This is a genomic window from Cyanobacteriota bacterium (assembly GCA_027618255.1).
In the GTDB taxonomy this organism is placed as follows: Bacteria; Cyanobacteriota; Vampirovibrionia; order LMEP-6097; family LMEP-6097; genus JABHOV01.
The window spans coordinates 1-7,866 of record JAQCFG010000075.1 but is presented as its reverse complement, the minus strand read 5'-3'; the positions used below and the strand labels follow the sequence as shown (position 1 = coordinate 7,866).

The window sequence follows — 7,866 nt, the reverse complement described above, 5'->3', positions numbered from 1 at the left end:
ACAAGTGAACTCATGACAATCAAGATTGACGATATAGTCTTGATCTTTCCATTGGTTATCAATTGCTTCAAGTTTGGCTTGGTCAGGATCCTGCGGATAAACGGTCTCTGAAGAACCCAAGAGTGTGAGATTTTCGATCATGGAGGGCTATTTTAGCACGCTGGAAGTGGTCACGTCGTAGCGCAAAGCCTAGACGGACGAGTCACGTCGTAGCCTATAGCGAAGACGGACGAGTCACGTCGTAGCCTATAGCGAAGACGGATGTTAGAATCAGCTCATGACTTATGCCTTAATCACAGGAGCAAGTAGCGGTATTGGCTTAGAATTAGCCAAACTATTTGCTGCTGATCATGACTTAATTCTAGTTTCGCGCAATCAAGAGCGCCTAGAAGAAATTGCAAATGAACTCGATTGCAAATGCATTTGCATCGCTAAAGATCTGAGTGATCTCAGTCAAGTCAAAGAACTTGTCAATGAAACTCGTGAACTTGATATTGAAATCCTAGTTAACAACGCTGGCTTCGGCGAGCATGGAGAGTTTGCAAAACTCTATGCTGATAGACAAATAGAAATGATCAATCTGAATATCTCAGCATTGACTTATTTATGTCATGCTTTTGCACAAAGGGGACATGGCTCTATTCTTAATGTCTCATCGGTCGCCGCCTATGCGCCTGGTCCGATGATGGCAACTTACTACTCGACCAAAGCCTACGTGCTCAATTTTAGTTTTGCGCTTGCTGAAGAACTCAAAGCCAAAGGAATTCAAGTCAGTGTCGCTTGTCCTGGACCGACAGTTACCAATTTTGGTAAAGTCGCCAAGGTAGATAAATCGATTCCATTTAAAGTAAGTATGAGCGGGCAGAGGGTTGCAAGAATTATTGTTGATGAGTTTAAACAGGGGAAAACACTCATTGTGACTGGCTTTAGAAATAAATTCTTGGTTGCTTTGATTAAGTTAATGCCGAGGGGGTTTAGTAGTTGGGTGAATTATTTATTGTTGAAAGAATGAAGACCGAAATTACGTAAAAGCTCAATTGCCACTTGACACCTCATAAAATCTGTGCGATTATCTTAAACCTAGGCGATATGACACAAGCTATACAAAACCAATTACCAATAGAAGCTGCCGCCATTAGGCTAGCAGCCAGGGCAGATGAGGCAACAGCATCGTTACCACTAGCTGAACGCAGTGGTACAAGAACAGCTGGTGAGCAAATTGGCATCCCTGCAATTAGATTTACAAAACGAACGGATAGAGATGATCCCAGGGCTGACATGAGGGAAGTAGTAACACTTCAAATACAACTTGATAAAATCATGGCTGAAGTCAAGGATTTTCAATCTAGTTATCAGCAAGGAGACAAAGCTGATGATCTTATACTTAGACTTAAAACACTCTATAGGGCAATAGATATAAATTTGCAAATCAAAGATTCAGACTGGGATGCTACTGGAATCAAGGACTATATTCAAGTAATCAACCAAGAAGCAAAAAAACAAACAGACAGACTCAAAGATATTAGATACGATCCTGATGCTAAAGAAGAAAGGTCTGATATCAGTGATGGACTGATAGAAACCTACAAATTTAATGCCAAACTTAGAATAAAACAAGCACAGCTTTTGCTTCAAGAAAAAGATCAAGCAGGTAAAAGCGCAAACCAAGCTTGCCAAAATATAATGCCTATCTTGATTCAATCAGATATTGCATGTGACAAACTCAAACAAGAGCTCAATTGGCGCAAGAATCGATCTGACACAGTAGCAAGAACTCAAGAAATGCAGACTCTGGATGCACTTGGACAAACGATTTGGGGTATAGACTTAGATAAACTTGACATAAAATATGATGGTAATCAAACAACTATCAGACAACAAGTTTGGATTAGACCAAGAGCGTATATCGCAACAATAGTCAAGGACCTAAAAGCAATTGATAACGAATCAGCAATTGAAAGACTTGATCATTTACTTGGACTTTACACAAATCAACATAGTCGACATTTACTTAGTAATCACAAAGCTATTCAAGAAGGCGTGCAAGCAATCAAAGAAATCATTACTCAAGTAGATGAAGAAGCTGTCAACACAGACCAACTCAAAGATATTAGAGAAAAAATCAAAACAATTCAAGCTCTGGTTATACCTGCTGACCAAGCACATGCTATCTACAAGGACTATGTCTTTGATAAAGATCCAGCTGCAGGCTTAAGAAGTAGAGTCTATATTCTAAGAAACAATAAAGACGATTTTGATAAAGTTGCCAAAACAATTGCCTATCTAGAAAACCTTGCTGGCAATGATAGTCAAGGTAGAAGATCAGTGTATGACATTCCAGGTCTGTTAACTATGGCAGCTAAGACCATGAGTTTAACTAAAGCTGACAAAGAAACTATTGACAAAGATATTCAAACTATCATTGACTGGGCGCAAAGAGGTAAGGTTTACCCAAAACAATTTGCAAAAAATTACCTAGAACATATACCTGCAATGATACAGCGAGGCTATGATCAACAAAAAGCAAATCCAATAGAAGCCGCAAGACAATATAGAAAAGCTGCTGCTGAAATCAATAAGGCAGTCAATAAACTTCGTCCGCGATTAAATGACATAATTGGTATCTCACAAGGAACCAAAAGAAAATTCGATTCTCTATTAGTTGAATATAAAGATATGGATATCAAGTCTAGATCTACAAGAATGCTAGAGCTATTTCAAAATCAACAATATGATGATGTACTTGCAGAGATTCAAAAACTTAGAGATTTGTATTTTAGGTACCTAGCTCCAGAACCTGGTTACAAGAGGATTGCAAACAACTTGGCTCGCATAGAGCACTGCACGAGGAAGGCGACTTCACAAGGCAATCAACGTGGACACTTGCTTAATGACATCAAATACTACACGCAACTTATGTCATTAGACATAGACCACAAAAATACATTAAGACTTTCTGTTTACAATTTAGACTCAGCACCTGCTCGGGCTGAATTTATATACCCTCCAGTTAAAGTTCGTACAGAAGCAGACCTACTTAGCTGGTTACAAAGAGAACATATCTCACTGCGAGTCCCAAAGACAGAAGAAGAAAGGGGCTTTAGAGGCAAGACAGAAAAGCTACTTGAAGATGAAGAAGAGTACTTAGTATGTAAAACTGAAGTTACCGGTTTAACACCAGCAATTAAACTAGGGCGAGCTGAAATTCCGCAACTTATTTAACTTAAGTTCATAAGTTATGAATAAGATATGATAAACTCCTTCGCAAATTCAAAATCCCCAGCTGCAAAATCAAAGAGAATCTTTAAATCATCAATGGAATCTATAATATGATCTGCTGTTAAAGCAGAAGCTCTAGAAGCGAGTGTCTCACCATTCGGCAACCTAAATAAGGCTTCATCATATTTACCACTCTCTGATTCTTCAAGTAAATCTTCTGTCCTAAAACCATCTTCTGTCATCTCAAGAACAACAGCTATATCTCTATCAACTTGCTTCTCGAAACTTAAATTATTCAAGTAGTGTCTCAACTCATATTGACCAGGTCGCTCAAGATCCAAAGTCCTAACTTCAATCAAATCACGCCAAAGCTTACCTTCATACTCACAATAAGCTTCTAGGGGTGAATAGAGTGCATAGCTGTGAGGCTTCATATAGTTGCAACGTTCATCGGCTTCAATAGCAAGTAAGCCAGAGAGCTCTTCTGCAATAAACCCAAGCCGATCAGCCCCTTGTGATTTATTTGCTTTCATAACTAAGCCATATAGATAGTTACGCAAGTCTTCAAGTGCAAAGCCTGCATCTTGATCAACTAATTCTCTGATATAAACTACTAGCTGCTGGAGTGGCTTCTTGAGAGGAGATCTTGCAGCAACCATATCAAAGTGATCATACGGTACTCCCACTTCACCATTCGCTTCAAGCATAAGCAAACGGTAATTCATCCCTTCGGGTAAATATTTATTGTGTTTATTATAAGTATCAATAATGTTTCCGCTAGCCTTACCCCACTTAACTTCATAAATTTCATTACCAACTTTGTAATCAGCACGCATACCAAAATATTTATTCTCAGGTTCAATCCTTAAGCAATATTGAGGTATCACCAGCTCCTCTGGATATAAGCTAGCTAGTAATAAACCAGCTACTTGTTCAAAAGCCTCTCCTTTGGCAAAGTTAATAAGGGGCTTTGATCTTCTTTCAATACCAGTTGCTAAACTTCTTTCTTTTTTTCCAACTCTACTTGGTTTAGCTTTATCTTTTTTAAAAACATTCGGACGTCTAGATTTACTAAGAGACAAACTAAGTTTATCCTTAAGTGGTTTGAGTAGCTTGGACAGACTGCTATCACCATTTAGCCCTCTATAACCATTATATAGAGCTTGGTTAATTGCTCTCCAAGTTTCATCTCGATGCATCCCTGGCACAGGCTTATCTTCTTGATCTGCAGCATTAGGCAATCGGCCAAATTCCTCAAAGAACAAACATACACTTTCTATGATCTGCTCCTCACTTAGATGACCTTTTACACTTGAATCAGCTTTAAGTTTGCTGGCTGCTATCAGCTCCAACCTCAGTGGTTCCAATAACTCACTTAAACCTTCTTCTGGTACTTTCAGACCACGTTTCTTTGTTCTAATTGCATAATTAATAGCCATCCAGCTTTCATCTACGTGCATTCCAGGCACTGGAATATCACTAGCATCATTAGAATTCGGCAATCTACTACCAAACTCTTCAATCTCTTGAAATAAACGAGCACTTGCTATAATCTCTTCTCTTTTTAGCTCACCTCTTATTTTCGTGTCGGCTTTCAGCTTACCTGCAACTACCAACTCACGTTTCAAAGGCTCCAAAACTTCTTTCAGCCCACTCTTTTTCTCAAAACCACGACAGCCACCTCTTATAGCATCATTAATCGATGACCAAGTTATATCTGGGTGCATTCCTGGTACAGGAATACCTTCTCCCAAATGAGCACCAGGCAATGTATTACCGTACTCACCAAGTTCTTGAAACAAACGAGCACTTGCTATAATCTCCTCTTCGCTTAGATCACCTTTTGTCCTTGAATCAGCCTTAAGTTTACCTGCTGCCATTAACTCTAACTTCAATGGCTCTAAAAGCTCAGACAAACCACCAGCTCTTTTTATTAAACCACGACGCCCAGCTTTTATCCCTGCGTTGATAGCCATCCATGTTTCATCACGATGCAGACCAGGAACAGGTACATCCTGCCTATAGCCACCATGAGGCAATCTGTTACCATACTCATCAAGCTCCTGAAACAAACGAGCACTTTCAATCACCTCTTCATCGCTCAAATCTCCCTTTATTTTAGAACCTGCTCTAAGTTTCCCAACTACTGTCAACTCTAATTTAAATGGCTCTAAAAGTTCACTGAGTCCATGTTTCAGTTTTGCCAAACCCCTCTTACCACCCTTCAAAGCCCAGTCAATAGCACGCCAAGATTCATCTCGATGCATACCCGGTACCAAAACACCCTTAACATCATGAGCCGTTGGTAATCTATTACCGTACTCATCAATCTCTTGAAACAAACGGGCACTAGCTATAATTTCATCTTCCTTTAAATCTCCCTTAACTTCAGAATCTGCTTTAAGCTTGCCTTTAGCAACTAGCTCTAACCTTAATGGCATTAGAAGTTCTCTTAAACCGCCTTTGAGTTTTTTCAAACCACGGTGACCACCTCTTATTGCCGAATTAATTGCGAGCCAGTTTTCATCTTTGTGCAAACCGGGCACTGGAATATCTTTACCCTCTTTAGCAGTTGGCAATCTATTACCATAATCTTTCAGTCCTTGAAATACACAAGCTGCAGCAATAATCTGCTCCTCAGTTATAATCCTTGGTTTCTTAGTAGGAACACACGAGATAGTTTCAGCTTGTGATCTAAGATCAGTTCTAATTGAATCAGGATCTCGAGACCGTCCTTCCTTAATAACAGCACTAAGATTCTGCTCATTTACTGTCCGTGTTTTATTGTTCGAAACCGGGGGCACTTATATTATCTTACCATTGATAAGTGTTGACACTCCCAAGTTTCAGTCAAAACAACTTTCACGGAAACTACATGCTCTCTTCACAGAAATAGTATAAAACTACATGCTATTTACACCAAATTCAACAAAAATTGGGTATAATTATAATACAATGTACCGTTTTATCGAGCAAAACCTAAAAGACTGGCAGCAATCCAATGATTTTACTCCCTTGATCGTTCGCGGCGCTAGGCAGGTAGGCAAAACCTATACAATTGAAAAATTTGCCAAGAATAATTTCACCAATTACGTCAAAGTTAATTTTGAACTAGAAAAAGAATACAAACAGTATTTTGAGCAGAACTTAGACCCACACAAATTTATTACAGCTTTATCACTTGATAAAGAGATCAACATCGAGGCAGGTAAGACTTTAATATTTTTTGATGAGATTCAAGAATGTCCAGAAGCAATTCAAGCTCTAAGATATTTCTATGAAGAACTACCTCAGTTGCATGTAATCGCTGCCGGATCACTGTTAGAATTCACGCTTAATTCTGCCAAATTCAAAATGCCTGTTGGTAGGGTTAGTTTCCAGTATATGAAACCACTATCTTTTTCTGAATTCTTGCTTGCACAAAATAAAGAAGCGTTACTCGATTATATTGACAAGCTCAATCTTGCAGAAGGCTCTAATGAAATCATTCACAAGAAACTACTACGTGAACTAGATTACTACTACCTTGTAGGCGGGATGCCAATTGCAGTCAAAACCTATTTGTCACACAAGGAAGATAGTGATAAAGGACTTAGTAAAGTACGTCAAACTCATCATCGTTTATTACAAAGTTACCAAAAAGACTTTGGCAAGTATGCTAAAACCAGCCAACACAGAGACCTAGAGGCTTGTTTTGATTACGTAGCAAAATCAATCTCCAAAAAATTTAAATACACTCATGTTTATGATGAAGCAAAATCAGCAAATATCAAAGCAGCATTTGAATTACTAGAAGAGGCTGGACTGATTTATAAAATCAAAAGAGCCAACAACGATCTTCCACTGGGGGTATCAGCTTCACCAAAACACTTCAAGGCTTTATTTCTTGATGTCGGTTTAATGAATAGTAGCTGCAATCTAGACATGGATAGCTTCTTACTAGAAAATGCTAGCAAGAATAAATTCAATGGAGCAATTGCAGAGCAGTTTGTAGGTCAAGAACTGTTAACTAATTTCCCTTTTTATCAACAAGCCAAGCTTTATTACTGGGAAAGAGCAGAGGGCAGCGGTTCAGCAGAAATTGATTACCTGGTCTCAGTAGCTAATACAATCATTCCCGTTGAAGTTAAAGCTGGAACCACTGGTACTCTTAGAAGCCTTCATCAATATATGCAAAAGCACAATAGCTCTTTTGGACTAAGGGTCTCAAACAAAAAATTAGAGTTTCAAAACGGTATACTTTCTATTCCAAATTATGCCAGCTCTCAGATTGAACGATTGATTACTGAGCAACAATAAGCAGTAAATGTTATCATCGTAACCTAACTAATGACTTTTATAATGGTAGATACAGAAGCGTCAGGACCTGCTCCAGGAGTCGGCAATATGACACATTTTGGTGCAGTTGTTGTTGACAGAAGCTTAGACCAAACTTTTTATGGTCAATTAGATGATTTAGATGGAAGTCCTAATAATGAAAGAAGAGTCATGATTCATCAACCACAAGTAGAGTCTATTGGTGAGCCCAAAGAAGTAATGAGCGATTTCAAGCAATAGCTAGATAAAGTCATTGAACAAAGTCCGGAAGGACAAAAATACTTAACTTTCATTTCAGACAATAATGGTTTTGACTGGCAATTCATTAAT

5 protein-coding genes are annotated in these 7,866 nt (G+C 38.6%); 4 read left to right on the top strand and 1 reads right to left on the bottom strand.

The genetic code is table 11. The annotated features are described in order from the left end of the window. The first annotated feature begins 277 nt into the window (after positions 1–277). Together O3C63_08815 and O3C63_08810 are read left to right on the top strand one after the other, a co-directional pair. Complete coding sequence (locus tag O3C63_08815) at positions 278–1,012, top strand: SDR family oxidoreductase (protein MDA0773030.1); 735 nt, start codon at positions 278–280, stop codon at positions 1,010–1,012. Positions 1,013–1,089: 77 nt separating this feature from the next. Then, a complete protein-coding gene (locus O3C63_08810) occupies positions 1,090–3,222 on the top strand; it encodes a hypothetical protein (GenBank protein MDA0773029.1) in 2,133 nt (710 codons plus the stop codon). 14 nt (positions 3,223–3,236) lie between these two features. Here O3C63_08810 and O3C63_08805 read toward each other — a convergent pair whose 3' ends face one another. Next, positions 3,237–6,023 carry a hypothetical protein gene (locus O3C63_08805; GenBank protein MDA0773028.1) on the bottom strand — a complete coding sequence of 929 codons (2,787 nt, stop codon included), beginning with the start codon at positions 6,021–6,023 and terminating at the stop codon, positions 3,237–3,239. Positions 6,024–6,174: 151 nt separating this feature from the next. On the opposite strand from O3C63_08805, the gene O3C63_08800 reads away from it, so the two are divergent. Then, positions 6,175–7,518 carry an AAA family ATPase gene (locus tag O3C63_08800; protein ID MDA0773027.1) on the top strand — a complete coding sequence of 448 codons (1,344 nt, stop codon included), beginning with the start codon at positions 6,175–6,177 and terminating at the stop codon, positions 7,516–7,518. A 42-nt stretch (positions 7,519–7,560) separates the two neighbouring features. After that, positions 7,561–7,776 carry a hypothetical protein gene (locus O3C63_08795; GenBank protein MDA0773026.1) on the top strand — a complete coding sequence of 72 codons (216 nt, stop codon included), beginning with the start codon at positions 7,561–7,563 and terminating at the stop codon, positions 7,774–7,776. Positions 7,777–7,866: the final 90 nt, after the last annotated feature.